Origin of the sequence: Microbacterium sp. M3 (assembly GCF_033548675.1) — a bacterium.
GTDB classification, from domain to species: domain Bacteria; phylum Actinomycetota; class Actinomycetes; order Actinomycetales; family Microbacteriaceae; genus Microbacterium; species Microbacterium arthrosphaerae.
The window spans coordinates 65,461-90,501 of sequence record NZ_JAWTZT010000002.1 but is presented as its reverse complement, the minus strand read 5'-3'; the positions used below and the strand labels follow the sequence as shown (position 1 = coordinate 90,501).

The 25,041-nt window shown below is 70.8% G+C and carries 20 protein-coding genes; 7 read left to right on the top strand and 13 right to left on the bottom strand.

All coding sequences use genetic code 11. The annotated features are described in order from the left end of the window. Positions 1–1,213: 1,213 nt before the first annotated feature. The 4 genes from R8Z57_RS05680 to R8Z57_RS05665 form a co-directional block, all read right to left on the bottom strand. Positions 1,214–2,164 (bottom strand): hypothetical protein, encoded by a 951-nt coding sequence (locus tag R8Z57_RS05680; protein ID WP_318352813.1) that lies wholly within the window; start codon positions 2,162–2,164, stop codon positions 1,214–1,216. Between the two features lie 385 nt (positions 2,165–2,549). Beyond that, positions 2,550–3,887: a class II 3-deoxy-7-phosphoheptulonate synthase gene (locus R8Z57_RS05675; protein WP_318352812.1), complete on the bottom strand. Its 1,338-nt coding sequence runs from the start codon at positions 3,885–3,887 to the stop codon at positions 2,550–2,552. Between the two features lie 74 nt (positions 3,888–3,961). Then, complete coding sequence (locus R8Z57_RS05670) at positions 3,962–4,651, bottom strand: lysophospholipid acyltransferase family protein (RefSeq protein WP_318352811.1); 690 nt, start codon at positions 4,649–4,651, stop codon at positions 3,962–3,964. A 4-nt stretch (positions 4,652–4,655) separates the two neighbouring features. Further along, positions 4,656–5,591 (bottom strand): ROK family glucokinase, encoded by a 936-nt coding sequence (locus tag R8Z57_RS05665; RefSeq protein ID WP_318352810.1) that lies wholly within the window; start codon positions 5,589–5,591, stop codon positions 4,656–4,658. Positions 5,592–5,744: 153 nt separating this feature from the next. Between R8Z57_RS05665 and R8Z57_RS05660 the strand changes: the two genes are divergently transcribed. Continuing rightward, a complete protein-coding gene (locus tag R8Z57_RS05660; RefSeq protein WP_318352809.1) occupies positions 5,745–7,571 on the top strand; it encodes an AMP-dependent synthetase/ligase in 1,827 nt (608 codons plus the stop codon). Positions 7,572–7,716: 145 nt separating this feature from the next. Here the strand turns inward: R8Z57_RS05660 and def are convergent, their stop codons facing one another. The 3 genes from def to R8Z57_RS05645 are packed head-to-tail and all read right to left on the bottom strand — an operon-like array spanning position 7,717 to position 13,898. Continuing rightward, entirely contained in the window at positions 7,717–8,208 is a 492-nt protein-coding gene (gene def, locus R8Z57_RS05655) for a peptide deformylase (RefSeq protein WP_318352808.1), read from the bottom strand. Between the two features lie 8 nt (positions 8,209–8,216). Continuing rightward, the gene (locus R8Z57_RS05650; RefSeq protein WP_318352807.1) at positions 8,217–10,439 is read right to left on the bottom strand and encodes a MinD/ParA family protein; all 2,223 of its coding nucleotides are present in this window, start codon (positions 10,437–10,439) and stop codon (positions 8,217–8,219) included. Between the two features lie 51 nt (positions 10,440–10,490). Next, positions 10,491–13,898, bottom strand: a complete 3,408-nt coding sequence (locus tag R8Z57_RS05645) for a pyruvate carboxylase (protein WP_318352806.1) — start codon at positions 13,896–13,898, stop codon at positions 10,491–10,493. 73 nt (positions 13,899–13,971) lie between these two features. Between R8Z57_RS05645 and R8Z57_RS05640 the strand changes: the two genes are divergently transcribed. Next, complete coding sequence (locus R8Z57_RS05640; RefSeq protein ID WP_318352805.1) at positions 13,972–14,781, top strand: ParA family protein; 810 nt, start codon at positions 13,972–13,974, stop codon at positions 14,779–14,781. 132 nt (positions 14,782–14,913) lie between these two features. Beyond that, positions 14,914–16,128: a trans-sulfuration enzyme family protein gene (locus R8Z57_RS05635; protein ID WP_318352804.1), complete on the top strand. Its 1,215-nt coding sequence runs from the start codon at positions 14,914–14,916 to the stop codon at positions 16,126–16,128. An 85-nt stretch (positions 16,129–16,213) separates the two neighbouring features. Here R8Z57_RS05635 and R8Z57_RS05630 read toward each other — a convergent pair whose 3' ends face one another. From R8Z57_RS05630 to R8Z57_RS05620, 3 genes are all read right to left on the bottom strand, one after another. Further along, a complete protein-coding gene (locus R8Z57_RS05630) occupies positions 16,214–16,756 on the bottom strand; it encodes a MerR family transcriptional regulator (RefSeq protein ID WP_318352803.1) in 543 nt (180 codons plus the stop codon). A gap of 130 nt (positions 16,757–16,886) precedes the next feature. After that, positions 16,887–17,576, bottom strand: coding sequence for a MerR family transcriptional regulator (locus R8Z57_RS05625; RefSeq protein WP_318352802.1), 690 nt, complete (start codon positions 17,574–17,576; stop codon positions 16,887–16,889). Further along, positions 17,576–18,079 carry an FHA domain-containing protein gene (locus tag R8Z57_RS05620; RefSeq protein ID WP_318352801.1) on the bottom strand — a complete coding sequence of 168 codons (504 nt, stop codon included), beginning with the start codon at positions 18,077–18,079 and terminating at the stop codon, positions 17,576–17,578. Before R8Z57_RS05620 ends, R8Z57_RS05625 begins: the two co-directional genes overlap by 1 nt. Positions 18,080–18,240: 161 nt before the next feature. Between R8Z57_RS05620 and R8Z57_RS05615 the strand changes: the two genes are divergently transcribed. Beyond that, positions 18,241–18,591 (top strand): hypothetical protein, encoded by a 351-nt coding sequence (locus R8Z57_RS05615; protein WP_318352800.1) that lies wholly within the window; start codon positions 18,241–18,243, stop codon positions 18,589–18,591. Positions 18,592–18,652: 61 nt separating this feature from the next. Here R8Z57_RS05615 and R8Z57_RS05610 read toward each other — a convergent pair whose 3' ends face one another. Then, entirely contained in the window at positions 18,653–19,054 is a 402-nt protein-coding gene (locus R8Z57_RS05610) for a hypothetical protein (RefSeq protein WP_318352799.1), read from the bottom strand. Between the two features lie 105 nt (positions 19,055–19,159). Between R8Z57_RS05610 and R8Z57_RS05605 the strand changes: the two genes are divergently transcribed. Together R8Z57_RS05605 and lpdA are read left to right on the top strand one after the other, a co-directional pair. Then, positions 19,160–19,858: a copper resistance protein CopC gene (locus tag R8Z57_RS05605; RefSeq protein ID WP_318352798.1), complete on the top strand. Its 699-nt coding sequence runs from the start codon at positions 19,160–19,162 to the stop codon at positions 19,856–19,858. 9 nt (positions 19,859–19,867) lie between these two features. Next, positions 19,868–21,268, top strand: a complete 1,401-nt coding sequence (gene lpdA, locus R8Z57_RS05600) for a dihydrolipoyl dehydrogenase (RefSeq protein ID WP_318352797.1) — start codon at positions 19,868–19,870, stop codon at positions 21,266–21,268. Between the two features lie 169 nt (positions 21,269–21,437). On the opposite strand, the gene R8Z57_RS05595 is transcribed toward lpdA, so the two are convergent. Together R8Z57_RS05595 and R8Z57_RS05590 are read right to left on the bottom strand one after the other, a co-directional pair. Beyond that, on the bottom strand, positions 21,438–22,088 hold the full coding sequence (locus R8Z57_RS05595) for a CYTH domain-containing protein (RefSeq protein WP_318352796.1): 651 nt from the start codon (positions 22,086–22,088) through the stop codon (positions 21,438–21,440). Further along, positions 22,075–22,308, bottom strand: coding sequence for a response regulator (locus R8Z57_RS05590; RefSeq protein ID WP_318352795.1), 234 nt, complete (start codon positions 22,306–22,308; stop codon positions 22,075–22,077). The genes R8Z57_RS05595 and R8Z57_RS05590 overlap by 14 nt, the downstream gene beginning before the upstream one ends. Before the next feature lie 149 nt (positions 22,309–22,457). Here R8Z57_RS05590 and glgP point away from each other — a divergent pair, with 149 nt between their 5' ends. After that, the gene (gene glgP / locus R8Z57_RS05585) at positions 22,458–25,007 is read left to right on the top strand and encodes an alpha-glucan family phosphorylase (RefSeq protein ID WP_318352794.1); all 2,550 of its coding nucleotides are present in this window, start codon (positions 22,458–22,460) and stop codon (positions 25,005–25,007) included. Positions 25,008–25,041: the final 34 nt, after the last annotated feature.

Here is a 25,041-nt window from a genome sequence, read left to right as displayed (position 1 = left end):
CGGATGCCGCAGCCCCGGCATCCGGCAGCACCCGACCATCGCGACGAGACCTCACAACAGCACCAAACTCCAGCCCCGCACGGTGCATTCGTGCGGGCTCGCACCGGCCGCGCGGCCCAGCACCGCCCCCACGCATGCGCCGCCACCGGTTCAGCGGATGCCGCGGCCCCGGCATCCGGCAGCACCCGACCATCGCGACGAGACCTCACAACAGCACCGAACTCCGGCCCCGCAGGGTGCATTCGTGCGTTCTCGCACCGGCCGCAAGCCCCGGCGCCGCCCCCGCGCATGCGCCGACGAGCTGAACAGCGGATGCCGCGGCCCCCGGCATCCGCGCGCACCTGACGATCGCGACGAGACCTCACAACAGCACCAAGATCCAGCCCCGCACAGTGCATTCGTGCGGTCTCGCATCGGCCGCGCGGCCCAGCACCGCCCCCGCGCATGCGCCGACGAGCTGCACCGCGGATGCCCCGGTCCCCGACATCCGCGCGCACCTGACTATCGCGACGAGACCTCACAACAGCACCAAGGTCCAGCCTCGCACGGTGCATTCGTGCGGTCTCGCACCGGCCGCGCGGCCCAGCACCGCCCCCACGTATGCGCCGACGAGCTGAACAGCGGATGCCGCGGCCCCCGGCATCCGCGCGCACCTGACTCTCGCGACGAGACCTCACAACAGCACCAAGGTCCAGCCTCGTACGGTGCATTCGTGCGGTCTCGCACCGGCCGCACGGCCCAGCACCGCCCCCACACATGCGCTGACGAGCTGAACAGCGGATGCCGCGGCCCCCGGCATCCGCGCGCACCTGACTCTCGCGACGAGACCTCACAACAGCACCAAGGTCCAGCCTCGTACGGTGCATTCGTGCGGTCTCGCACCGGCCGCGCGGCCCAGCACCGCCCCCACGCATGCGCCGACGAGCTGAACAGCGGATGCCCCGGTCCCCGGCATCCGCGCGCACCTGACTATCGCGACGAGACCTCACAACAGCACCAAGGTCCAGCCTCGCACGGTGCATTCGTGCGGTCTCGCACCGGCCGCGCGGCCCAGCACCGCCCCCACGCATGCGCCGACGAGCTGAACAGCGGATGCCCCGTTCCCCGGTATCCGCGCGCACCTGACTATCGCGACGAGACCTCACAACAGCACCGAACTTCGGCTCCGCACGGTGCATTCGTGCGTTCTCGCACCGGCCACAAGCCCCAGATGTCAGGTCCCGCGGCGCAGGAAGCGCGCCACCCGCGCGGCGAGGGCTGAGCAGTCGGGCACGACGTCGTCGGCGCCGATGAGGAAGACCTCGTACCCGGCGTCCTGGAAGAGCTGAACCCGGGTCAGGTCGGCGAGCCACCGCTTGCGTGAGGTGCGATGCTCCTCGCCTTGATACTCGATGAGCAGCTTCTCGCGGCGGTACCCCAGGTCGGCGTGGCGCACGCCGATCGACGTCTCGACGGCCACCTGCACCTGCGGCTCCGGGAGGCCGTTCGCGACGAGTCCGAGCCGCGTGAGAGTCTCGTACGGCGAGTCCACCGGGAACCGTGCGTCGTCGAGTGCCCGGCGGAGCGCGGCGGTTCCCCGGCCTCGCCCCCGCCGCGCGATCGCCGCTCGCAGTTCCTCGACCGTGCTCAGGGGCGCGGCACGCGTGCCGTCGGCGAGCCGTCTGCCGGTCAGGACATAGTCGGCAGCTGCCACGAGCCACTCGTGCGCGATCACCTGGCCGCTCACGACGGCTCCTCGTTGAGCGAGCTGGCACCAGGCCTCCGCCGGCGACACCACCGGCAGGAGATCGAACATGCCGCGCTCGACCAGGTCATCCCCCGTCACCCATCCGATCACGCCGGCGTGGCGAACTGCGACGCGTGTGCCCACCGCGAGCACATGCAGTCCTTCGTGCGGCGAGTACGCCGGCGCGAGCGGGATGCCCCAGATGCGCGCGGCTGTGCGGTGACTGAACCAGTGGTTCGGGCCCAGGGCAGGGATGAGCCGCTCGCACCGCGCCATCGCGCCGTCGTCCTGCGCGCAGCCGACCTCGATGTGGATCCCGTGATGCGGGTGGATGACATCCCGACCACGCAGACGCCCGCGGTCAACACCCTGTGCGCGGGCGTCGGCCGTTGTGAAGGGCGAACCGGTGAGTGGGAGGGGAAGTCTGCGGCGCGGCATCCGTCGATCCTCCCGAAGATCTCCGCACGGCGTCGCGACTCTCCACAGCTCACGACGAGACCTCACGAACGCACCGTACGCCGGGCACGAACGGTGCGATCGTGCGGTCTCGCGCCACAACGAACGAGGGCGGCGGAACCCAAGCGGTTGTGGCGATGCCGACGCGGCCCGCGGGATTCGTCCTGCTCTGCTCTTGCGATGAGACCTCACAACAGCACCGAACCACGCCTGCGGACGGTGCTGTCGTGAGGTCTCATCGCAACAGCCGGTGCGCCGCGGCGTGGGTGCGCCGTGGCGCCGGCGCCGCCGAGACCCCGGCAGACAGAGAAGATCCCGGATGCCTCGGCCGAGGCATCCGGGATCTTCTTCGTGTCCGGGGGCAGCGTCAGCGCTTCTCGAGCTCCTCGGCCACGAGGAAGGCGAGCTCGAGGGACTGCATGTGGTTGAGGCGGGGATCGCACAGCGACTCGTAGCGCGTCGCCAGGGTGGCCTCGTCGATCTGCTCGGAGCCGCCCAGGCACTCGGTCACGTCGTCGCCGGTGAGCTCGACGTGGATGCCGCCCGGGAAGGTGCCGACGGCGCGGTGCGCCTCGAAGAAGCCGCGGACCTCGTCGACGACGTCGTCGAAGCGACGGGTCTTGTATCCGGTGGGCGTCGTGATGCCGTTGCCGTGCATGGGGTCGGTGACCCACAGCGGCGTCGCGCCCGAGTCCTTCACGGCCTCGAGCAGCGGCGGCAGTGCGTCGCGGATCTTGCCGGCGCCCATGCGCGTGATGAAGGTGAGACGGCCGGGCTCGCGGTTCGGGTCGAGCTTGTCGATGAGCGCGAGCGCTGTCTCGGCCGTCGTCGTCGGGCCCAGCTTCACCCCGATGGGGTTGCGGATCTTGGAGAAGTAGTCGACGTGGGCGCCGTCGAGGTCGCGGGTGCGCTCGCCGATCCACAGGAAGTGCGCCGAGGTGTTGTACGGCGTGTTCGTGCGCGAGTCGATGCGCGTGAGCGGACGCTCGTAGTCCATCAGCAGGCCCTCGTGGCCGGTGTAGAACTCGACGCGCTTGAGCTCGTCGAAGTCTGCTCCGGCGGCCTCCATGAAGCGGATGGCGCGATCGATCTCGGTCGCCATGCGCTCGTACTGCTGGTTGGCCGGGTTCTGCGCGAAGCCCTTGTTCCACGAGTGCACCTCGCGGAGGTCCGCGAAGCCGCCCTGTGTGAACGCCCGGATGAGGTTGATGGTCGACGCGGCCGTGTGGTAGCCCTTGAGCAGCCGGCCGGGGTCGGCCTTGCGCGAGTGCTCGGTGAAGTCGTAGCCGTTGACGATGTCGCCGCGGTAGGCCGGCAGGGTCACGTCGCCGCGCGTCTCCGTGTCGCTGGACCGCGGCTTCGCGAACTGGCCGGCCATGCGGCCCATCTTCACGACGGGCATGGATGCGCCGTACGTCAGGACCACGGCCATCTGGAGCACCGTCTTGATCCGGTTGCGGATCTGCTCGGCCGTCGCACCAGCGAAGGTCTCGGCGCAGTCGCCGCCCTGCAGCAGGAACGCGTTGCCCGACGCGGCGCGCGCGAGGCGGTCGCGCAGATTGTCGACCTCGCCGGCGAAGACCAGCGGGGGCAGCGTGGCCAGTTCAGCGGATGCCTCAGCCACCGCGTCGGCGTCATACCACTGCGGCTGCTGCTTGATGGGCAGGGTCCGCCAGTGGTCGAGTGCGTCGAGGTGCTGGAGCATTCCCCGATTCTAGCCGCGGCGTGCAGCGGGCCGGCGCCGCGTGACGACCGCGAGACCGGGCGTGCGCGGAGCGCTCAGCGGGCCTTCGGCTTCAGCCGGTCCTTGACCGTGGAGGCGTAGACGTCCTCGTACTCCTGCTCCCCCAGCCGCTGCAGCGCGACCATGATCTCGTCGGTGATCGAGCGGAGGATGTAGCGGTCGCCCTCCATGCCCTCGAACCTCGAGAAGTCCAGCGGCTCGCCGATCACGATGCCGACTCGCACGATGCGCGGGACCGTCGTGCCGATCGGCATCATCGTGTCGGTGTCGACCATCACCACGGGCACCACGGGGACGTGGGCCTCCAGCGCCATGCGGGCGATGCCCGTGCGGCCGCGGTACAGCTTGCCGTCGGGGCTGCGCGTGCCCTCGGGATAGATGCCGAGGAGGTCGCCGTTGCCGAGCACCTGCAGCCCGGTGTTGAGGGATGCCTCGGACGCCTTGCCCCCGGATCGGTCGATCGGAAGCTGCCCGGTGCCCTTGAAGAACATGCGCGTCGCCCAGCCCTTGAGCCCCTTGCCGGTGAAGTAGTCGCTCTTGGCGAGGAAGACCACGGGGCGGTCGAGCATGAGCGGCAGGAAGATCGAGTCGACGAACGACAGGTGGTTGCTCGCGAGGATGGCCGCCCCCTCGGCAGGGACGTTGCGACGGCCGACGATCCACGGGCGCCAGATCGCCTTCACGATCGGTCCGATCACCACGTACTTCATCAGCCAGTAGAACATCGCGCTACGCCTCTGTTCCCGCCAGATCGGCGGCGCCGATGAGGCCCGCGTCGTTCACGAGCCGGGCGATCGCGAAGGTCGCCACCGGCCGGTCGCCGTAGCCGGGCAGCGACCGCTCATACGCCAGGCGCATGGGCTCGAGGAGCGCATCGCCCAGCTGGGCGACGCCGCCGCCGATCACGAACAGCTGGGGGTCGAGCACCGCCTGGAACCCGCCGCACGCCTCGCCGAGCGCCGTGGCGACACGGCGCAGCGCCTCGGCGGCGCCGGGATCGCCGGCGAGCACCAGCCGTGACACGGCCGGACCGCTGATCGACCCGTGCTCCGCGCGATGCGCGGCCAGGGCCGCACCGATCCCGCCCTCGTCGGCGATGGCGCCGGCTTCGCGCTGCAGAGCGCGGCCGGAGGCGTACTGCTCGAGGCATCCGCGCTGACCGCAGCCGCACAGCAGGCCCTCGCGGATGAAGCGGATGTGTCCGAGCTCGGCCGCGATGCCGTGCCCGCCCCGGAAGAGCTTGCCGTCGAGCACGATCGCCCCGCCGACGCCGGTGCCCATCGTGAGCATCACCATGTGGTCGACGCCGCGGCCTGCGCCGAAGCGGAACTCGGCCCAGCCGGCGGCGTTGGCGTCGTTCTCGATGGTGACCGGCAGGCCGATGCCCGCTTCGAGGGTCGCCTTGAGAGGCTCGTTGTGCCACGCGATGTTGGGGGCGTGGATCACCGTGGCCCGGTCGCGGTCGATGAAACCGGCGGCCGCGACGCCCACCGCGGCCACCTCGTGCCCGGCGCGGAAGTAGCGCGCCATGTCGACGACGGCCTGGGCGAGCGCGGCGGTGTCGGTCGGCGTGTCGACGCGGAGCTGCTCGACGATCCCGCCGTCGGAGTCCACGACCCCGCCCGCGATCTTCGTTCCGCCGATGTCGATGCCGACCTTGAGCACTGTGCCCCTCTCCGCTCGTCGCGCGCGCGACGAGCGCCATGAAGTCTATCCAGGCCCCGCCATCCACATGGACGCCTGAGCAGGATGTGACACCTGATTAGACTCGGATGAGATCCACCCGAGATTATGTCGTCCGGTACCGAAGGAGCTGCCGTGGTCCAGTTCGAAGTCCCCGCGATCGTCCCCGCCGATCCGCAGGCCAACATCACCGATCTTCTGGTCGAGCGCGTCAAGGCGACGCCCGATCTCGCACTGTTCGCGGTGCCCGAGGGCGGCGGATGGCGCGACATCAGCGCCGCCGAATTCCAGAAGCAGGTCGTCGCGCTGGCCAAGGGCTTCGCCGCCAGCGGCATCGAGCCCGGCGACAAGGTCGGTTTCATCGCGCGCACGACGTACGACTGGACGCTGGTCGACTTCGCGCTCTTCTACGCCGGCGCTGTCATGGTGCCGATCTACGAGACCAGCTCGGCGGCGCAGATCCAGTGGAACCTGTCCGACTCGGGCGCCATCGCCGTCATCACCGAGCACCCCGAGCACTCCGCCCGCGTCGCCGAGGTGCGCGCCGAGCTCCCGCTGATCCGTTCGGCGTGGGAGATGCACGCCGGCGACCTCGACAAGCTCGTCACCGCCGGGGCCGACGTCAGCGACGACGAGATCGAGCGCCGCCGCAACCTGGCCAACGGCGCCGACATCGCGACCCTCATCTACACGTCGGGATCGACCGGTCGTCCCAAGGGCTGCGTGCTCACCCACAGCAACTTCGTCGAGCTCACCCGCAACGCGTCGCGCTCCAACCGCGAGGTCTTCGAGACGCCGGGCGCCTCGACGCTGCTGTTCATCACGACGGCGCACGTGTTCGCCCGGTTCATCTCGATCCTCAACATCCAGGCGGGTGTCAAGACCGGTCACCAGCCCGACACGAAGCAGCTGCTGCCGGCGCTCGGCTCGTTCCAGCCGACGTTCCTGCTGGCCGTGCCGCGCGTCTTCGAGAAGGTCTACAACTCCGCCGAGCAGAAGGCCGAGGCCGGCGGCAAGGGCAAGATCTTCCGCGCCGCCGCGCACACCGCCGTGGAGCACTCGCGTCTGCAGCAGGAGGGCAAGAAGATCCCGTTCCTGACGAAGATCAAGTTCGGCCTCTTCGACAAGCTCGTCTACAGCAAGCTGCGCACCGCCATGGGCGGCCGCGTCACGTACGCCGTGTCGGGCTCGGCGCCGCTCGGGCCGCGCCTCGGGCACTTCTTCCACAGCCTGGGTGTCACGATCCTCGAGGGCTACGGCCTCACCGAGACCACCGCCCCGGCCACGGTCAACCAGGCGCGCAAGTCCAAGATCGGCACCGTGGGTCCGGTGATCCCGGGCGTCGGCATCCGGCTGGGCGAGGACGGCGAGGTGCAGGTGCGCGGCGTCAACGTCTTCAAGGAGTACTGGCGCAACCCGGAGGCGACCGCGGAGGCCTTCGACGGCGACTGGTTCAAGACCGGCGACATCGGCTCGTTCGATGACGAGGGCTTCCTCACCATCACCGGGCGCAAGAAGGAGATCATCGTGACCGCCGGCGGCAAGAACGTCGCCCCGGCCGCCCTCGAAGACCCGATCCGCGCCAACCCGATCGTGGGCCAGGTCGTCGTCGTCGGCGACCAGAAGCCGTTCATCTCGGCGCTGGTCACGCTCGACCCCGAGATGCTGCCGGCGTGGCTGTCGAACAACAACCTCCCCGCCGACATGTCGCTCGCCGACGCCGCGAAGAACGACGCGGTGCGCGCCGAGGTGCAGCGGGCGATCGACATCGCCAACAAGCACGTGTCGCGCGCCGAGTCCATCCGCAAGTTCACGATCCTCCCGTCGGAGTGGACCGAGGCGAGCGGACACCTCACGCCGAAGATGAGCATCAAGCGCAACGTGATCCTGGCCGACTTCGCCGGCGACATCGACGAGCTCTACGCCGTGCCGGTGAACACCACGAACGTCTCGCTCAGCTGATCAGGACATGGAGAGCGGATGCCGGGACTCCCGGCATCCGCCTTCTGCATGTTGCGGGGTTTCGTCTCGCTCGTTCCTCGCTCGCTCAACCTTGACCCGGCACGCATCAACGCTCCTTCGTCGCATTGATCCGCGCCGCGTCAACTCAGAACCAGTCCGACTCTCGGATCTCGCGCATCGCGACGCGGCGCCCCTCGGGCGTGAGCCGATCGAGGTAGAGCGTGCCGTCGAGGTGGTCGGTCTCGTGCTGGAGCGCCTGCGCGAGCAGCCCCTCCCCCTCGAGCACCACTTCGTTGCCGTCGAGGTCGATGCCGACGACCTTCGCCCAGGGGTACCTGACCGCGTCGTGCCACAGGCCGGGGACCGACAGGCAGCCCTCGCCGATCGCCTCGGGCTCGCCCGAGACCTCCACGAGCACGGGGTTCAGCACGTAGCCGATGTCGCCGTCGATGTTGTAGCTGAACGCACGCAGACCGACGCCGATCTGCGGTGCCGCGACACCGGCGCGGCCGGGCAGCTCGACGGTGTCGACGAGGTCGCGCACGAGCGCTCGCACGCCGTCGTCGATCTCGTCGATCGGTGCGCTGACGGACTTCAGGACGGGGTCCCCGAAGACACGGATGGGACGGACTGCCATCGGATGCCTCAGGCCGCCGACGCGAGGGAGCGCAGGCCCTCGACCACGGTCGCGGCGAGCTGGCGCGCGGCATCGCGTGTCGCCGGCTGCAGCTCGCGGAACACGATGGCGCTGCCGGCGGCGATGTGCGGGTCGTAGGGCACGCGCACGACGGCGCGGACGCGCGTGCGGAAGTGCGACTCCAGCTCATCGAGCTGGACGAGCGGATGCCCCGGCCGCGCGTTGTTCAGCACCACGACGGCGTTACGCACCTTGTCGGAGTATCCGTTCGTCTCGAGCCACGTGAGGGTCTCTGACGCGAGCCGGGCCTCATCGACACTGAGTCCCGCGACGATGACGAGCTGGTCGGCGAGGTCGAGCGTCGCGCCCATCACCGAGTGGACGATGCCGGTGCCGGTGTCGGTGAGCACGATCGAGTAGTAGTGCGCGGCGAGAGCGGCGACATCCCGGTAGTCCGCGTCGTTGAACGCCTCGGAGACGCGCGGGTCGGCGTCGGACGCGACCACGTCCAGACGTGTCTCGTCGCGCGCGACGATGCTCGAGAGATCGTTGAAGCCCACGACCTCCGGGCTGATGCGCACGAGGTCGCGCACGGTCTTGCCGCTGTCGCGCGAGATCCGCTCGGCGAGCGTCCCCCGGTCGGGGTTGGCGTCGACGGCGATGACGCGGTCGTCGCGCGCGTCGGCGAGAGCCTGACCCAGCAGTGTCGTCACGGTCGTCTTGCCGACGCCGCCCTTGCGCGAGAGCACCGGCACGAAGCGTGCGCCGCCGGCGAGCGGGGCGGCGATGCGGCGGTCGAGGTCCTTGCGGGCCTTCGCGCGCTTGCTGTCGCCGAGGTTGATGCGCTTGCCCGAGATCGAGTACACGAAGTGCTGCCACGCGCCCTCGGGCTCGGGACGCACCACCTGGTGCGGGTCGAGCAGCCGATCGGCGGTGAGCAGGTCGGCCGTCTCGCGGTCGGGCTCGAACTCGCCGAGGCGCTTGGAGGTCAGCGCCACGTCGGCGCGCGGGAAGGCACGCTCGACTGGGCGCTCGGCGGGCCGTTCGACAGGGCGCTCGGCGGGCCGTTCGACCACCGGATTCGCCCCGGTCTGCTGCGCCTCACGGCGCGTGGTCGGGATCGAGCCCGAGGCGGTGGTCGCGGCCGCTGCGGTCGCAGCCGCCGCGGTCGCCGCCGAGGCCGGAGCCGTCTTCGGCGCGGACTCGGCCGCCGCACCGGCGTCGGGAGCGGGCGCAGCGGCCGTGCCGTCGTCCGACGGGGTCTTCGGGCTCATGGGCTCCTCCGGAGTGTCTGCGGGTGCGAAGACATCGTCCCCCGCGGCGGAGTTCTCCGCCAGGGCGGCGGCGTCGTCTTCCGCCAGCGCGATGTCGAACTCGGCGGCAGGGTCGAACTCGCCGTCGAAGTCGGCCTCGTCGAAGTCGGCCACATCGAAGTCGGCCACGTCCAAGTCCGCCAGGTTGCCGTCACCCTCGGCGGGTGCGCCCGCGGCGAGGAAATCGGCCGCGGCTGCGTCGCCGATGTCGCCCGAGGACTCGATGACGGCAGCGGGCTGCTCCTCGACACGGGCCTCGGGCTCGGGCTCGGGCTCGGCGGCCTCGGAGGTGCCGATCGCCTCGTCGGTCGCAGCCTCGGCCACGGGCGGGGCGGCTTCGGCGTCGGAGGCTTCGGCGGCGTCGGCCGCGGCATCCGGAGCGTCCTCGATGGCGCCCGAGAGCGCGGCATCCGCGAAGGACTCCCCCTCGAAGGACTCGCCGTCGTCGGGCTGCCCCCCGTCGGCGTGCGCGACCCCGTCGGCCCCTGGTGCCGGCTCGAACTCGACCGCCTGCACAGCAGCGTCGGATGACTCCTCGACGTCGGGCAGCACCTCGGCGTCGGCGATGTCCTCGGTGAGGGGCGCGGGCGCCGAACCCTCGCCTTCCACGGTCCACTCCTCGAGATCATCGTCCTCGCCGACGATCTCGGCCTCCGTGGTGACGGCGGCCGGCTCGAAGACGACGGGTTCGATCACGGGCAGGTCGGCGTCGGCCGGGATCTCGATGACGAAGGGCACCTCGCCGTCGATGACGCCGTCATCGTCGAGGTCGTCGTCGGACTCCGTCGGCAGTTCGACGTTGACCTGCGCCGTGGCACCGCCCAGGATGCCGAGGCCCGTCGTGTCGATGCTGCCGGTCTCGGACAGCACCCCGTTCTCGGGCTCGTCGGGCGTGTGTTCGGTGCGATCGGGCGTCACTGCGAAGTTCTCCTGAGAAGGCGGCGTGTCGGGCGGATGCCGCCCTCCAGGCTACTGCGCCGGACGGAGGACGACCAAAAGGTCTCCGGCGTCCACCTGGGCGGTCTCGGGGATCGCCAGCCGCTCGACCACGCCGTCGACGGGGGCGGTGATGGCCGCCTCCATCTTCATGGCCTCGATCGACGCGACGGGCTGACCCGCCGTGACGGTGTCGCCCACCTGGGTCTTGAGGGTCACGACGCCCGAGAACGGCGCCGCGACCTGCCCGGGCTTCGACGTGTCGGCCTTCTCCGCCTGCCGGGCCTCGACTTTGATGCTGCGATCGCGCACGAACACCGGTCGGAGCTGACCGTTGAGCGTCGTCATCACCGTGCGGATGCCCTTGTCGTCCGCCTCGCCGATCGCCTCGAGGCCGACGAAGAGCTGCACGCCGGGGTCGATCTCGGCCACGTGCTCTTCCCCCGGCTTGAGCCCGTACAGGTAGTCCGGCGTGCCGAGCGCCGAGAGGTCGCCGTACGCCTCGCGGTTCTTCTCGAACTCCCGCGCCGGGCCCGGGAACAGCAGGCGGTTGAGCGTGCGGCGCCGGTCGTCGGCGTCGCCCGCGAGCCCCGTCCGCTCGTCCTCCGTGAGCGGCGGCACGTCGATCGCGACCGAGCGTCCGGCGAGCACCTTCGAACGGAACGGCTCCGGCCACCCGCCGGGCAGGTCGCCGAGCTCGCCCGCCATGAAGCCGACCACCGAGTCGGGGATGTCGTAGTTCTGCGGGTTCTCCTCGAAGTCCGCGGGATCTGCGCGCACCGCCACCAGGGCCAGGGCGAGATCGCCGACCACCTTCGACGACGGCGTCACCTTGGGGATGCGACCGAGGATCCGGTCGGCGGCGGCGTACATGTCCTCGATGAGCTCGAAGTCGTCGGCGAGTCCCAGTGCGATGGCCTGCTGGCGCAGGTTCGACAGCTGGCCGCCCGGGATCTCGTGGTGGTACACGCGGCCGGTGGGTGAGGGCAGGCCCGACTCGAAGGGCCGGTAGAGGTGGCGGACGGCCTCCCAGTACGGCTCGAGGTCGCTCACCGCCTGCAGGTCGAGCCCGGTGTCGCGGTCGGTATGGGCGAGCGCCGCTACCAGCGCCGAGAGCGACGGCTGGCTCGTGGTTCCCGACATGGGCGCGGCCGCGGCATCCACCGCGTCGACTCCCGCGGCACTCGCCGCGAGGAGCGTGGCGAGCTGACCGCCCGCCGTGTCGTGCGTGTGCAGGTGCACCGGCACGTCGAACCGCTCGCGCAGCGCCGTGACGAGCTTCGCGGCGGCCGCCGGACGCAGCAGGCCCGCCATGTCCTTGATGGCGAGGATGTGCGCGCCGGACTCGACGATCTGCTCGGCCAGGCGCAGGTAGTAGTCGAGCGTGTAGAGGCGCTCGGCCGGGTCGAGCAGGTCGGAGGTGTAGCAGAGGGCCACTTCGGCCAGCGCCGTGCCCGTGCCCCGCACGGCATCGATGGCGGGGCGCATCTGCGACACGTCGTTGAGCGCGTCGAAGATGCGGAACACGTCGACGCCCGTGGCGGCGGCTTCGCGCACGAACGCGTCGGTCACCTCGACGGGCCGCGGCGTGTACCCCACGGTGTTGCGGCCGCGCAGCAGCATCTGGATGGGGATGTTCGGCATCGCGGTGCGCAGGGCGGCCAGGCGCTCCCACGGGTCCTCGGCGAGGAATCGCAGCGCGACGTCGTAGGTCGCGCCGCCCCATGCCTCGACCGACAGCAGCTGCGGCGTCATGCGCGACACGTGGGGCCCCACGCGCACGAGGTCGCGGGTGCGGACGCGCGTGGCGAGCAGCGACTGGTGGGCATCGCGGAACGTCGTCTCGGTGACCGCCAGCGCGGTCTGCTCGCGCAGCGCCCGGGCGAAGCCCTCGGGGCCGAGCTCGCGCAGACGCGCGAGGGTTCCGGCGGGCGGCGGGGCGTCGAGGTCGATGGCGGGCAGCTTGCTTCCCGGCGACACCGACAGCGGCTTCTCGCCGTACGGACGGTTGACGGTGACGTCGCCCAGCCAGTTGAGGAGCTTCGTCGCGCGGTCGCGCGACGGGTTGCTCTTCAGCAGCTCCGGGCGCTCGTCGATGAAGGAGGTGCTGACGTCGCCCGCGAGGAACGCGGGGTCATCGAGCACCCCGCGCAGGAAGGGGATGTTCGTCGAGACGCCGCGGATGCGGAACTCCGCGAGCGCCCGGCGGGCACGCGCCACGGCTGCCGTGAAATCGCGCCCACGGCAGGTGAGCTTGGCGAGCATCGAGTCGAAGTGGGGACTGATCTGCGAGCCGGCGGCGGTCGTGCCGCCGTCCAGGCGGATGCCGGCGCCACCGGGCGACCGGTACGTGGTGATCTTGCCCGTGTCGGGCCGGAAGCCCTGCGACGGGTCCTCCGTCGTGATCCGGCACTGCAGCGCCGCGCCGCGCAGGTGGATGTCGCCCTGCGTGAGTCCGAGGTCGGCGAGGGACTGGCCGGCGGCGATGCGCATCTGCGACTGGACCAGGTCGACGTCGGTGACCTCTTCGGTGACCGTGTGCTCCACCTGGATGCGCGGGTTCATCTCGATGAAGACGACCTCACCCGTGCGGGGTCCGGCGGTCTCCAGCAGGAACTCGACGGTGCCCGCGTTCTCGTAGCCGATCGAGCGCGCGAAGGCGATCGCGTAGGCGTGCAGGGAGTCGCGGATGCCGGGATCGAGGTTCGGCGCCGGCGCGATCTCGATCACCTTCTGGTGGCGCCGCTGCACCGAGCAGTCGCGCTCGAAGAGGTGCACGGTCTCGCCCGTCTTGTCGGCGAGGATCTGCACCTCGACGTGGCGGGGGCGCAGCACCGCCTGCTCGAGGAACACGCGCGGGTCGCCGAACGCGCTGCCGGCCTCGCGCATGGCCTCGGCCAGCGCCGGCGGCAGCTCCTCGCGGCGCTCCACCCGGCGCATGCCGCGGCCGCCGCCGCCGGCGACCGCCTTCACGAAGATGGGGAAGCCGATCTCGTCGGCCTGCGCCACCAGCGTGTCGACGTCGTCGGATGCCTCGGTCGAGCGCAGGACGGGAACCCCGGCCTCGATCGCGTGCTGCTTGGCGGTCACCTTGTTGCCGGCCATCTCGAGCACGGAGGACGGCGGGCCGATGAACACGATGCCGTTGGCGGCGGCCTTCTCGGCGAGCTCGGGGTTCTCCGAGAGGAACCCGTAGCCCGGGTAGATCGCGTCGGCGCCCGCCTGCTTCGCGACCCGGATGATCTCGTCGACGTCGAGGTAGGCCCGGACGGGATGCCCCTTCTCGCCGATCTCGTAGGACTCGTCGGCCTTCTGCCGGTGCAGCGAGCCGCGATCCTCGAAGGGGAACACCGCGACGGTCCGCGCCCCCAGCTCATAGGCCGCGCGGAAGGCTCGGATGGCGATCTCGCCACGGTTGGCAACGAGAATCTTCGTGAACATACGACCTCCGGGTGCAACAGTGCGGGCGGGCCTGAGTGTGCTCTCAGCCTAGGGGACGGTAACGTTGTGACTTGTGCACGTCCTATCCGTCAGCTCGCTCAAGGGTGGCGTCGGCAAGACGACCGTGACTCTCGGACTCGCGTCGGCGGCTTTCGCCCGCGGTGTCCGCACGCTCGTCGTCGACCTCGACCCGCAGTCCGACGTCTCGACGGGCATGGACATCCAGGTGGCCGGCCGCCTCAATGTCGCTGACGTCCTGGCCAATCCGAAGGAGAAGACGGTCCGTCAGGCCATCACCTCCAGCGGCTGGGCGAAGGTGCACCCCGGCACGATCGACGTCATGATCGGGAGCCCCTCGGCCATCAACTTCGACGGACCGCACCCGAGCGTGCGCGACGTCTGGAAGATGGAGGAGGCGCTGGCGACCATCGAGGCCGACTACGACCTCGTGCTCATCGACTGCGCGCCGTCCCTCAACGCGCTGACCCGCACCGCGTGGGCGGCGTCCGACCGCGTCATCGTCGTGACCGAGCCGGGCCTCTTCTCGGTGGCCGCGGCCGACCGCGCACTCCGCGCGATTGAAGAGATCCGCCGCGGCCTCTCCCCCCGCCTGCAGCCCCTCGGCATCGTCGTGAACCGGGTGCGTCCACAGTCCATCGAGCACCAGTTCCGCATCAAAGAGCTCCGCGACATGTTCGGCCCGCTCGTCCTCTCGCCGCAGCTGCCCGAGCGCACGTCGCTGCAGCAGGCGCAGGGCGCCGCGAAGCCGCTGCACATCTGGCCCGGCGACTCGGCCCAGGAGCTGGCCGCCGACTTCGACTCGCTGCTCGACCGCATCATGCGCACCGGCCGCATCCCGGTCCCCGAGGACTCCCGCTCGTGATCTGACGGATGCCGCGGCCCGCGGCATCCGCTGGGTGACCAGTTTGCTCACCGGATGATCACATTGCACGATTTCTGCACGTGCGAGTGAGCGGGACTTGCGATCTCCGGCGAAGTCGCTGACCATATCGCCATGGCACCGAAGACGCTGCATCCCGACAGCCTTGCGGTGCACGCCGGCCGCGAAGACCTCGCGAGCTTGGGTGTGCACGCGCTCCCCCTCGACCTCTCGTCGACGAACCCGCTCCCCGATCTCGAGCTGGGCGGCATGTCGTACGAGGTGCTTGCGACCGGCGGCCACCCCTTCGAGGGCGGCTCGAACGTCTATGCGCGTCTGTGGAATCCGACGGTGGCCCGGTTCGAGGAGGCGCTCGCCCGGCTCGAGCACGCCGAGGAGGCGGTGGCCTTCTCGTCGGGCATGGCGGCCGTCACCGCGGTCCTGCTGGCGCTGACGCACGAGTCCGGACGCCGGCACGTCGTCGGCGTGCGCCCGCTGTACGGCGGCACCGATCACCTGCTCGCCTCGGGGCTGCTCGGCGTCGAGACCACTTTCTGCACTCCCGAGGGCGTCAACGCGGCGCTGCGCGCCGACACGGCTCTCGTCGTCCTCGAGACTCCCGCCAACCCGACGCTCGAACTCGTCGACATCGCCGCCGTCGCCGCTGCGGCGGGCGACGTGCCGGTGCTCGTGGACAACACGTTCGCCACACCGGTGCTGCAGCATCCGCTCGATCTCGGCGCCGCCCTGTCGCTCCACAGCGCGACCAAGTACCTCGGCGGCCACGGCGATGTCGTGGGCGGTGTGGTCGCGTGCGATGCCCGCCTGGCCTCGGCGCTCCGCCGCACCCGGGCCATCACGGGCGCGATCATGCATCCGCTGGCGGCCTATCTGCTGCACCGGGGCCTGGCGACGCTGCCGGTGCGCGTGCGCGCGCAGCAGGAGAGCGCAAGCCTCGTGGCCGAGTGGCTGCGTACGCGGCCCGAGGTGGCGCGCGTGCACTTCCCCGGCTTCACCGAGAGCGACCCGCGAGGACTCGTGGGCACGCAACAGGCGGGTCCGGGCGCCATGATCGCGATCGAGCTCGCGGGCGGCTTCGACGCGGCGGCGGCTCTCACGGGCGCCGTGGAGCTGTTCACCCACGCGGTCTCGCTCGGCAGCGTCGACTCGCTGATCCAGCACCCCGCGGCGCTGACGCATCGACCCGTCGCCTCCGACGCGAAGCCGTCCGACGCGCTGGTGCGGCTGTCGATCGGACTGGAGGATGCCGACGACCTCATCGCCGATCTCGCGCAGGCGCTCGACGTCTCAGCGTTCGCACGGCAGCGGGCCGCGTCGACGACGGGGTGAGTCAGGCCGTGCCGCCGGGGCGCCAGGCGGCACGGCGAGTGGGGCGGTGCGAGCGGCGGGTAGTTCAGCCGGTGCGGCCGACGGGTCAGGCGGTGCGGGCGGCGCGGCGGGCGGCGAGCTCGTCCATCGGGTCGGGCTTCTCGACCGCGAACTCGACCAGCTCGGATTCGACCTCGCGGAGCACCTTGCCGACCGCGATGCCGAAGACGCCCTGGCCCCGGCTGACGAGGTCGATGACCTCGTCGTTCGACGTGCAGAGGTACACCGAGGCGCCGTCGCTCATGAGCGTGGTGCCGGCGAGATCGCGGATGCCGGCGGCGCGCAGCTGGTCGACGGCGGTGCGGATCTGCTGCAGCGAGATGCCGGTGTCGAGCAGGCGCTTGACGAGCTTGAGCACCAGGATGTCGCGGAAGCCGTACAGACGTTGGGATCCCGAGCCGCTCGCCCCGCGCACCGTCGGCTGGACGAGCTCGGTGCGGGCCCAGTAGTCGAGCTGGCGATAGGTGATGCCGGCGGCCTTTGCCGCGGCCGCGCCGCGGTACCCGACCTCGTCGTCCATCGCGGGGAGTCCGTCGGTGAAGAGGAGTTCAGCGCCGAACGGCTCTCCAGAAGCCACGTCTCCGGTCATGCTCGTCCCCCCTCCGGATCGAATACCTCAACGCTAGATCAGCCTCCCCCTCCCGGCAACGACATCCGGCTTTCGGGCGTCGGCGTGTCGCGCACGTCGACGAGTCCACCCCGGCGCGGACGTGCGCACCTCAGGACAGCATGCGGTCCAGCGCGGCCCGCACGAAGATGCCGCGGACGTCGTCCAGGCGCCGGGTGAGCTCGGGAGCGAGCTCGCCCGCACGGCCCCGCGACGAGGCATCCGTCCGCCGCAGCAGCGGCGCGAGAGCCGACTCGACCAGTGCCACGTCGCGTTCCGCGCTCTGCCGCAGCGCCCGCACGTGGCGCGGCTCGATGCCGTGGCGGTCGAGCGCCACGAGGGCGCGGAGCAGCGTGACGGACTGCTCGGTGTACGACTCGGCGCCCGCGATGATGCCGGTGCTGATGGCGTCGTTGAGCAGCTGCGGGGCGGCGCCGGCGGCGGCGAGCATCTCGTCGCGGCGGTAACGGCGCGGCGCCGGCACGATCGAGGGCGGCGGCACCGCGGTGGGCGTCGCGGGATCGCGACCCGCGTCGACGTCCTCGAGGTAGTCGCGGATGACCGAGAGCGGCAGGTAGTGGTCGCGCTGCAGGGTGAGCGCGAGCCGCAGCCGTTCCAGATCGTCCTGCGAGAACTTGCGGTAGCCCGATTCGGTGCGCAGCGGCGTGACGATCCCCTGCACCTCGAGGAAGCGCAGCTTGCTCGAGGTCAGGGACGGGAACTCCGGCGACAGCCGTGCCAGTACCTGCCCGATGCTGAGAAGACCCGCGGACGCCCGCTCACGGGCGGAAGCCGCGGGCATCAGGCGTCCGCCGCCCGCGAGAGGTCGGCCGGTGAGACGAAGAAGTTGAGGCGGAACTTTCCGACGCGCACCTCGGCGCCGTTGACGAGCGCCGCGCGGTCGACCCGTTCGCCGTTGACGTAGGTGCCGTTCAGCGAGCGCTGGTCGACGAGTTCGAACGCCGTGCCCGAGCGGGTGATCTCGGCGTGCCGGCGCGAGACCGTGACGTCGTCGAAGAAGATGTCGGCTTCGGGATGCCGCCCCACGGTGGTGACATCGGAGTCCAGCAGGTAGCGGGCTCCCGCCGTCGGCCCCGAGCGCACCAGGAGGAGTGCGGCGCCGGACGGAAGGGCGTCGATCGCGTCGAGCTCCGCCTCGCCCAGCTCGCTGCCGAAGGGCACGAACGACAGGTCGGAGTCGTGCCCGAAGGTCTGGGTCGTGTCGGCGCCGCGGTCGGACTCGTGTGGGTCTGCCCCGGCGGCCCGGCGGATGTCGCCCTCATCGGGTCGGCGGTCGTGCTCCACGGTTTCCTCCTTCGCGTCCGGCCAGCCTATCCGATCGATCCCGGCGCCGACGAGACGGATTGCCGGAGCAATGTTTCGCCGCGTGTCGCCCGGGATGCCGTGCGGAACCGGTCCGCCTAGCCTGGCAGGACCCACCCGCTCCGTCGACCGAGGAGATCACCGTGTCCAGCCCGCACAGCCACATCCCGCCCCTTCAGGTGCGTGAGCGTGCGGCGTGCATGTGCGACCACGGCGACAGCTGCTCCTCGTTCGCGCCCGGCCACGCGCTGCACCTGATCCAGGCGCGACTGGCGGCCGCCACCCCGTCCGACTGGGCGGACGCCATCGTCGAGGCATCCGACGCCCGCTCGGGCTTCGTGATCGTCCGCACGCTGAGCGATGGCGAGGCCGTCGCGCTGTGGAACGGCACCGGCGCGGCCGCGGCCGCGACCCCGGGCACCCCGGTCGCGCTGCACGAGCGCTACCACGTGCTCGCCGTCGGCGGCGCGCGGTTCAACGTCGTCCGGGGCTGACAGCAGCCGGGTTCGCGTCGGCGACCCCAACCGCAGCCGTACAGAGAACGGGCGACGAGCCTCAGCTCATCGCCATCATCTGGTTCTTCACCGCCATGCAGGCGTCCATGCAGGCCTGGCACGCCTGAGCGCACATCTTGCAGACCTCGCTGTGGTCGGCGTGCTCCACGCACTCGTCCATGCACATCTGGCACATGGCGATGCAGGCGTCGAGCATCGACATCATCGTGGCCTGATTCATGCCCTGCATGCGCATCATGGCGCGCATCATCGTGTTGCACATGTCGGCGCAGTTCATGCACGCCGGGGCGCACGACATCATCTGCGTGGAGCACACCGTGCACGCCTGCTCGCAGGCCGAGCAGGCATCCATACAGGCCTGCATGACCGACATGTCCATGTTCTCCATGCCGGGCATCGACATCATGTCCTTGGACATCGCGCCCATCATCATCGCGTCCATCCGCCGCATCCTTCCGCTGTGTGGGGAACGACGGGCAGGGGGCCCGCCTGTCGCCAGGCTAGACCTCACAGGGTCGGGATCAAAGAGGCGGATAGGCTCGATCGGGTGTTGTCACAAACAATTCACAAGCCCCTCGCCGCCCGCGTCTGGGTACTCCTGGCCGCACTGCTCCTCGCGTTCGCCGCAATGCTGTCCACGGCGTCGCCGGCACAGGCCCACGACGAGCTCATCGGCACCGATCCGGCGGCCGGCGCCACCGTCGACGCGCTGCCGGCCGCGCTCACGCTCACCTACAGCGCCGAGATCGCCGACGACGACGGCGCCTCCGTGGTGGAGGTGACGGATGCCGCGGGCACCTCTCTCGTCGCCGGCGCGCCGACCGTCCGCGACAACACGCTGACCCAGCCGCTCGAGGGCGAGGCATCCGGTGCCGTCACGGTGCTGTGGAAGGTCGTGTCGAGCGACGGGCATCCGATCTCCGGCGAGTACTCCTTCACGGTCGCCGGCAACCCGGCGCCGGCACCCACCGAGACCACCGCGCCCACACCGACCGAGACCGCCGCGCCGACCGAGACGGCCGAGCCGACGCCGAGTGCGACCGAGACCGTGCCGGCCGATGAGGACTCGACGTTCGCCGACGTGTGGCCGTGGGTGATCGTCGGCCTCGTCGCGATCGCGCTGGGGGGTGCCGTCGTCTACCTCCTGGCCTCTCGCGCACGCCGCGAGAAGGCACTCGCCGAGGGGTCGCGAGGCCCCGACGGCACCGCTCCCGGCCCCGGCTCCGAGCCCCCGGCCGACCACTAGGCTGGAAGCATGCCTCACTACGACGTCGCCATCCTCGGCGCGGGGCCCGGCGGGTACGTCGCGGCCGTCCGTGCTGCTCAGCTCGGCCTCACGGTCGCGATCATCGAAGAGAAGTACTGGGGCGGTGTGTGCCTCAACGTCGGCTGCATCCCCTCGAAGGCACTCCTCAAGAACGCCGACCTCGCGCACCAGTTCCACCACAAGGCCGAGCTCTTCGGCATCTCGGGCGACGTGCACTTCGACTTCGGCGTCGCGTTCGACCGGAGCCGCACCGTGGCGAACGGCCACGTCAAGGGCATCCACTACCTGATGAAGAAGAACAAGGTCACCGAGTACGAGGGGCGTGGGTCGTTCACCGGCCCCAACGCGATCCGCGTGACCAAGGCCGACGGCACCACCGACGACGTCACGTTCGACAACGCGATCATCTCGACGGGCTCGAAGGTCCGGCTCCTGCCGGGCGTCACCCTGAGCGACAACGTCGTGACCTACGAGGAGCAGATCCTCTCGCGCGAGCTGCCGAAGTCCATCGTCATCGTCGGCGCCGGCGCCATCGGCATGGAGTTCGCGTTCGTCATGACGAACTACGGCGTCAAGGTGACGATCATCGAGTTCCTCGACCGCGCCCTCCCCAACGAGGACGCCGACGTCTCGAAAGAGATCGCCAAGCAGTACAAGTCGTACGGCGTCGACATCCTCACCTCGACGAAGGTGGAGTCGGTCACCGACCACGGCGACCGCGTCACCGTGACGTACACGCCCGCGGCGGGTGGCGAGACCACGTCGATCGACGCCGACAAGGTGCTCATGTCGATCGGCTTCGCGCCGAACGTCGAGGGCTTCGGTCTCGAGACGACCGGTGTGAAGCTGACCGAGCGCGGCGCCATCGACATCGACGACCACATGCGCACGAACGTGCCGCACATCTACGCGATCGGCGACGTCACCGCCAAGCTGCAGCTCGCCCACGTGGCCGAGGCGCAGGGCGTCGTGGCCGCCGAGACCATCGGCAAGGCCGAGACCCAGACGCTCGGCGACTACCGCATGATGCCGCGCGCGACGTTCTGCTCGCCGCAGGTGGCGTCGTTCGGCCTCACCGAGCAGCAGGCGCGCGACGCCGGCTACGACGTCAAGGTCGCGAAGTTCCCGTTCTCGGCCAACGGCAAGGCCAACGGCCTCGGCGAGCCGATCGGCTTCGTGAAGGTCATCGCCGATGGCGAGCACCTCGAGCTGCTCGGCGCCCACATGATCGGACCCGACGTGTCGGAGCTCCTCCCCGAGCTCACGCTCGCGCAGAAGTGGGACCTCACCGCGCTCGAGGCCGCCCGCAACGTGCACACGCACCCGACGCTGTCGGAGGCCGTGCAGGAGGCCTTCCACGGCCTGGCGGGTCACATGATCAACCTTTGACGCGAGGCGGATCAATGCGAGCGGAGCCCGCGTTGATGCGACTCGGGTCAAGGTCGAGTAGGCGAGGAACGAGCCGTATCGAGACCCGATGATCTAACGCCGAACGGCCCCGGACTACTCGATGGTCCGGGGCCGTTTCGTCTCGGTCGCTGGTTGGGCGTCCGGCGCGTCAGTGCCCGAGGGTGCGGGCGAGCTTGGAATCGGATGCCGCGGGCCGGCCGCCTGCGGCCTCCACGGCGGCGCGCGCGGCGGCGAAGAGGGCGGCACGCTCCTCGGTGGCCGCGGGTGCGGCCGGCCCGAGCTCGAACTCCCACTCGCGCCAGGTGCGCTCCGTGCCCGCGCGCTCATCGCGGGCCACCACGCGGTCGTCGACGAACTCCGCGACGACGCCGCCTCGCTCGTCCTGCAGCGCATAGGCGGTGCGCCGGTTGCGGATGCGCGCGATGGGCGCGAGCCCGGTGATCGTCGTGACCGCCGCGAGGGCGTCGGTCACGGCATCCGGAATCGTGTCGTCGTCACCGAGCGGCCACTGCAGCTCCACGCGCCCTCCGTCGGCACGGCGCGGGCCCTTGATGTGCCATCCCGCGTCGGGGCCTCCGGTGCGACGCCGCACCGCGTAGCCGGCGTGCGCCAGCACGAGGTCGTCGCTGTCGAGGTAGAGCGCATCCAGCTCGCGCAGCTCGGCCGCGCCGACGACGGCGACGCCCGGCACCGCCGACCAGTCGGGCAGGGGCGTGGCGTCGTCGACGTCGAACTTCAGCTCGAGCTCGATCGATGCGCTCGGCGCGACGTCGTCGGGCGAGCGGTCAGCGGCGCTCACGCGGCTGGTCGCTGTCGGGATCGATCTCGTCCTCGGCTTCGACGAACCAGAACTCCGCCTCGGTGGGACCGTCGTTCTCGCCGGTGTTCTCGAGGTCGCCGCGCCGCGCATAGACCACCTGGGTCTCGCTGTAGGGGACGATCATGCGATCGAGGTCGGGGTCTTCGAGGGGAAGGAGCTGCCCGTCGAGCGGGCCTCCGTGCAGTCGTGCGATTGCCATGGGGCCAGCGTAGACCCGGCATCGCCCGGCGCCGCGGTCCCTTGCGGAACGCGGCGCGACATGCCAGGCATGGTGCGATTCGCGTGATCTTCATCCGCTGTTCCCTCGCCGTGCAAGCGCTTCCAGCTCGTCCCCCTAGAATCGCTCGCGTGAAGGCCATCCGAACGTTCACGGTCCGCCCCGTCCTCGCCGACTCCCTCGCCCCGCTCGACCGGCTCGCCTCGAACTGGCGATGGTCGTGGAGCCGGGCGACCCACGCGCTCTTCGCGTCGATGGATCCCGCCCTGTGGGACGAGATCGGCGCCAACCCCGCGCGCATGCTCGGCGCCCTCGGTCAGGAGCGCCTCGACGAGCTGGCGCGCGACGACGCGTTCGTCGCCCGCGTCTGCGACGAGGACGAACGACTGACCGCCTACCTCGAGGGCGACCGGTGGTTCCAGCGGCTCGAGGGCGACAAGCCCGTGCACATCGCCTACTTCTCCCCCGAGTTCGGCGTCGACGGCTCGCTGCCGCAGTACTCCGGCGGTCTCGGCATCCTCGCGGGCGACCACCTCAAGAGCGCGTCCGACCTCGGCGTGCCGCTCACCGGCGTCGGCCTGTTCTACCGCGCCGGCTACTTCCGGCAGTCGATCGGCGACGACGGCTGGCAGCGCGAGAGCTATCCGCTGCTCGACCCGTACGGCCTCGGCCTGACGCTGCTGCGCGACCGCGGGGGCGCGCCCGTCGAGATCGCGCTCGACCTGCCCGGCGACCGCCGGCTGCACGCCCGCGTCTGGGTCGCCGACATCGGACGGGTGCCCCTGCTCCTGCTCGACTCCGAGACGCCGTCGAACACCGACGACATGCGCCGCGTCACCGACCGCCTCTACGGCGGAGGCGGCGAGCACCGCCTGCTGCAGGAGCTGCTGCTCGGCGTCGGCGGCGTGCGCGCGGTGCGCGCGTGGTCGGAGCTCACCGGGCGCCCCGCGCCGGACGTCTACCACACGAACGAGGGCCACGCCGGGTTCCAGGGCCTGGAGCGGATGTCGGAGCTCATCACGCAGGACGGCCTGAGCTTCGACGAGGCCCTCGCCCAGGTGCGCGCCGGCACGGTGTTCACCACGCACACGCCGGTGCCCGCGGGCATCGACCGCTTCCCCCGCGACCTGATCGCGGACTACCTGGCGAGCGGCCTCTTCCAGGGACTCGACGCGGGCCGGGCGATCGCCCTCGGCCTCGAGACGTGGGACGGCGGCGACCAGGGCGTCTTCAACATGGCCGTGCTCGGCCTGCACCTCGGCCAGCACGCCAACGGCGTCTCGGTGCTGCACGGCGAGGTCAGCCGCGGCATGTTCGGCATGCTGTGGCCGGGCGTCGACACCGACGAGGTGCCGATCACGTCGATCACCAACGGCGTGCACGCGCCGACCTGGGTGCATCCGGCGCTCAAGTCCGTGAGCGAGCGGGCCTGGGGTGACGCGCACACCGACACGCACGACTGGACCGACCGCGGCGCCGTGTCGGATGCCGAGCTGTGGGGCGTCCGCCAGCAGATGAAGGGCGAGCTCGTGGCGGAGGCCCGGCGGCGGGTCGCGGCATCCGTCTCCAACGGCCACACCCCGTCGTGGGTCGAGGAGCTGCTCGACCCGGAGGTGCTCACGATCGGCTTCGCGCGGCGCGTGCCGACCTACAAGCGCCTGACGCTCATGCTGCGTGACCCCGAGCGGCTGACGAAGCTGCTCACCGACCCCGAGCGTCCGGTGCAGATCGTGATCGGCGGCAAATCGCACCCGGCGGACGACTCGGGCAAGATCCTGATCCAGCAGCTCGTGCGGTTCAGCCGCGACCCGAAGGTGCGCGGGCGCATCGTGTTCCTGCCCGACTACGACATCGCCCTCGCCAAGGACCTCTACCCCGGCTGCGACGTGTGGCTGAACAACCCGCTGCGCCCGCTGGAGGCGTGCGGCACGAGCGGCATGAAGGCGGCGCTCAACGGCGCGCTGAACCTGTCGATCCTCGACGGCTGGTGGGACGAGTGGTTCGACGGCCGCAACGGCTGGGCGATCCCGACGGCCGACACCGCCGCGAACGACGAGGAGCGCGACGACGCCGAGGCGGCCGCGCTGTACGACCTCATCGAACACCAGCTGGTGCCGAGGTTCTACGAGCGTGAGGGCGGCATCCCAACGGCGTGGCTCGACATGGTGCGCCACACGATGACCGAGCTCGGCACGAAGGCCACGAGCGACCGCATGGTGCGCGACTACGTCCAGCGCCTATACGTGCCGGCGGCCGCGCACGACGTGGCGCTGCGCGCGAACGGGTTCCTCGAGGCGCGCGCCGTCGCGGCGTTCGTCGGCCGGGTGACCGAGGCGTGGGGTCGCGTGTCGATCGCGAGCGTCGACAGCTCGGGCATCCCGCAGCAGGCGCAGGCCGGCGACACCCTCGAGGTGCGCGCGGACGTGCGGCTCGACGGGCTCTCGCCCGACGACGTCGCCGTGGAGCTGGCCTACGGCCGCACCGACGAGGACGACGCGCTCGCCCGCGACCACTCGGTGTACCGCCTCTCCCCCGGCGCGGCCGTCGACGGCGTGGTCACGTTCACCGGCACGCTCCCGCTCACCGTGACCGGCACGTTCGGCTACACCGTCCGCGTCCGGCCGGCCCACCCGCGCCTCGTCTCGCCGGTCGAGCTCGGCCTGGTGACGTACGCCTCCTGATTGATCGACGGATGCCGCGCCCTGCGCACTGCGC

Bases quoted from the DNA above. Each gene is read 5' to 3' on its own strand.
- R8Z57_RS05590 (WP_318352795.1), bottom strand. From the start codon at position 22,308: ATGGCAATCGCACGACTGCACGGAGGCCCGCTCGACGGGCAGCTCCTT.
- R8Z57_RS05630 (WP_318352803.1), bottom strand. From the start codon at position 16,756: ATGACCGGAGACGTGGCTTCTGGAGAGCCGTTCGGCGCTGAACTCCTC.
- R8Z57_RS05645 (WP_318352806.1), bottom strand. From the start codon at position 13,898: ATGTTCACGAAGATTCTCGTTGCCAACCGTGGCGAGATCGCCATCCGA.
- R8Z57_RS05680 (WP_318352813.1), bottom strand. From the start codon at position 2,164: ATGCCGCGCCGCAGACTTCCCCTCCCACTCACCGGTTCGCCCTTCACA.
- R8Z57_RS05625 (WP_318352802.1), bottom strand. From the start codon at position 17,576: ATGCCCGCGGCTTCCGCCCGTGAGCGGGCGTCCGCGGGTCTTCTCAGC.
- R8Z57_RS05675 (WP_318352812.1), bottom strand. From the start codon at position 3,887: ATGCTCCAGCACCTCGACGCACTCGACCACTGGCGGACCCTGCCCATC.
- R8Z57_RS05670 (WP_318352811.1), bottom strand. From the start codon at position 4,651: ATGTTCTACTGGCTGATGAAGTACGTGGTGATCGGACCGATCGTGAAG.
- R8Z57_RS05635 (WP_318352804.1), top strand. From the start codon at position 14,914: ATGGCACCGAAGACGCTGCATCCCGACAGCCTTGCGGTGCACGCCGGC.
- lpdA (WP_318352797.1), top strand. From the start codon at position 19,868: ATGCCTCACTACGACGTCGCCATCCTCGGCGCGGGGCCCGGCGGGTAC.
- def (WP_318352808.1), bottom strand. From the start codon at position 8,208: ATGGCAGTCCGTCCCATCCGTGTCTTCGGGGACCCCGTCCTGAAGTCC.
- R8Z57_RS05610 (WP_318352799.1), bottom strand. From the start codon at position 19,054: ATGGACGCGATGATGATGGGCGCGATGTCCAAGGACATGATGTCGATG.